Annotated in this window: 1 protein-coding gene; it reads left to right on the forward strand. The window is 69.0% G+C overall.

Features of this window, described 5'->3' with window-relative positions:
• Positions 1-2,636: TonB-dependent receptor domain-containing protein (locus D183_RS0112605; RefSeq protein ID WP_017909309.1), on the forward strand; the 2,636-nt coding region annotated here is incomplete at its 5' end.
• Between the last annotated feature and the right edge of the window lie 8 nt (positions 2,637-2,644).

Here is a 2,644-nt window from a genome sequence, read left to right on the forward strand (position 1 = left end):
CCGGCTCGCGCATCCCGCGCACGCAGGTGGAAGGCCCCGCGCCGATCAGCGTGATCAGCGCCGAGCAGATCAAGGCCAACGGCTTCACCTCGGTGCCGGACGTGCTGCGCGCGATGACCCAGAACGGCGGCGAGACGCAGAGCCCGCAGTCGGCCAGCGGCGCGGACTTCTCGCCCGGCGCGCAGCAGGTGGACCTGCGCGGGCTCGGCCCCAACCACACCCTGGTGCTGGTCAACGGCCGCCGCATCGCCGACTTCCCGATGCCGTTCAAGGGCCGCAGCAACTTCACCGACATCTCCAACATCCCGCTGGGCATGATCGACCGCATCGAGATCCTGACCGGCAGCGCCTCGGCGATCTACGGCTCGGACGCGATCTCCGGCGTGGTCAACTTCATCCTCAAGAAGCACGCCGACGGCACCACGCTGGACTACCGTTTCGGCGACACCACCCGCGGCGGCGGCGAGAGCTTCAACCTCAGCCTCAGCAGCGGTTGGTCGCGCGGCAATTTCGACGCGGTGTTCGGCGCCGAACTGGTCTCGCAGACGCCGCTGTGGGCCTACCAGCGCAGCCGCCAGGACAGCACCCTGGACGGCCCCACCGCACGCTCGCAGGTGCCGCGCCGCACCTTCCTGCGCACCGACGGCAACGACGACTACCTGGACCCGGGCGCGGACACCTGCGCGGCGGTGTCCGGCCTCAACGGCGGCAGCACCGGCTACGCCACCCGCCCGGGCTACGGCGCGTTCTGCGGCAGCAGCGCCTCGATCGGCTACGGCACCATCACCAACAAGCGCCGTGGGCTCAACGGCTACGCCTCGCTGCGCTACGCCTTCGACAACGGCAGCGAATGGTTCGCCGACGTGCAGATGGGCTACCACGAGCTGTCATTGTTCCGCGACGTGACCCAGTGGGGCTACATGGCCCCGGACGGCAACGAGGAAGGCTATTTCTACAACCAGGCCACCGACCAGGTGGAAGCCTGGGGACGCCAGTTCAGCCCGGAAGAAATGGGCGGCCTCAACGCCGGCACCATCCGCACCCGGCAGAAGACCTTCAGCGTCACCACCGGTTTCAAGGGCCACCTCGGCGCGGACTGGGACTACGAGACCAGCCTCAGCCACTCGCAGTACCAGGCCACGATCAGTTGGCCGCAGATCGTCGCCGCGCGCGCCAACGCGCTGTTCCTCGGCCCTCAGCTGGGCGTGGACGAAGACTCGGGGCTGCCGATCTTCAACGCCGACCCGCAGCGCCTGTACACGCCGCTGAGCCGTGCCGAGTACGACAGCATCGCCCAGCGCACGGTGTACCAGCCGCGCTCGCGCACCGACACCCTCGCCTTCACCGCCACCAACACCGCGCTGTTCTCGCTGCCCGGCGGCGATGCCGGCATGGCGGCGACCGCCGAATTCGGCAACCAGTCCTACAACCTGCGCCCGGATCCGCTGGCCACGCAGTACTACTACTACAGCTGGAAGGACTCCGACGGCCACGGCAGCCGCAACCGCTGGGCGCTGGCCAGCGAGCTGCGCCTGCCGGTGCTGTCGACGGTATCGCTGAGCCTGGCCGGGCGCTACGACCAGTACCGCTTCGCCGGGCGCTCGCTGGGCAAGTTCACCTACAGCGGCGGGCTGGAGTGGCGGCCGGTGGACACGCTGCTGGTGCGCGCCTCCTACGGCACCGCGTTCCGCGCCCCCGACCTGCATTACGTGTATGCCGGGCCCGGCAACGACGAGACCACCGGCGTGGACTACTACCGCTGCGCCAGCGAGGAACCGGGCGTGGCGATCCAGGACTGCAGCTACAACGAAGAAGCGGTGATCCGCGGCCGCAGCGGCAACCGCGCGCTGAACCCGGAGAACAGCACCTCGTGGACCGCCGGCCTGGTGTGGTCGCCGATGGCCGACCTGGACCTGTCGGTGGACTACTTCAACATCGACATGCGCGACCAGGTGCAGGACCTGCGCGTGGACCAGGTGCTGCGCGACGAGGCCGACTGCCGCCTCGGCGTGCTGCAGGCCACCTCCACCACCTGCCAGCAGGCGCTGGCACGGGTCACCCGCAGCGCCGACGGCCGCCTGTACGGGGTCTACGTCAACCCGATCAACATCGCCCGCGAACGCACCAACGGCATCGACCTCAGCGCGCAGTACCGCCTCGACACCGGCATCGGCACCTTCCGCCTGAGCGGCAACTACACCTGGGTGCGCCGCCACGACATCCAGGTGTACGCCGGCGAAGCGATGGTGGACGAGTTCGCGGTCAACAGTGGCTACGACATCCCGCGCACCAAGGCCAGCGCCAGCGTGTCGTGGGAGCGCAACGCCTGGACCGCGACGCTGCACGGCGAACGCCTGGGCCGCCTGCCGACCTCCGATTCCTACGACCAGGTCTACGACCCGGAGAGCGGCGACAGCCCGTGGATCGGCGCCACCTACCGCTACAACGCCTCGCTGCAGTACCGCTTCACCGACCACGCGCAGTTGTCGCTGACGGTGACCAACCTGTTCGACAAGATGCCGCCGCACGACCGCACCTATACGTCGTACCCGTACTACGACGTGTCCTGGTTCGACACCGTGGGCCGCAGCGTGTACCTGCAGTACACGCAGAAGTTCGGCGGCAGCGCGCTGTAGCGCGGGGG

It is taken from the genome of Xanthomonas sp. SHU 199 (assembly GCF_000364665.1).
GTDB lineage: Bacteria > Pseudomonadota > Gammaproteobacteria > Xanthomonadales > Xanthomonadaceae > Xanthomonas_A > Xanthomonas_A sontii.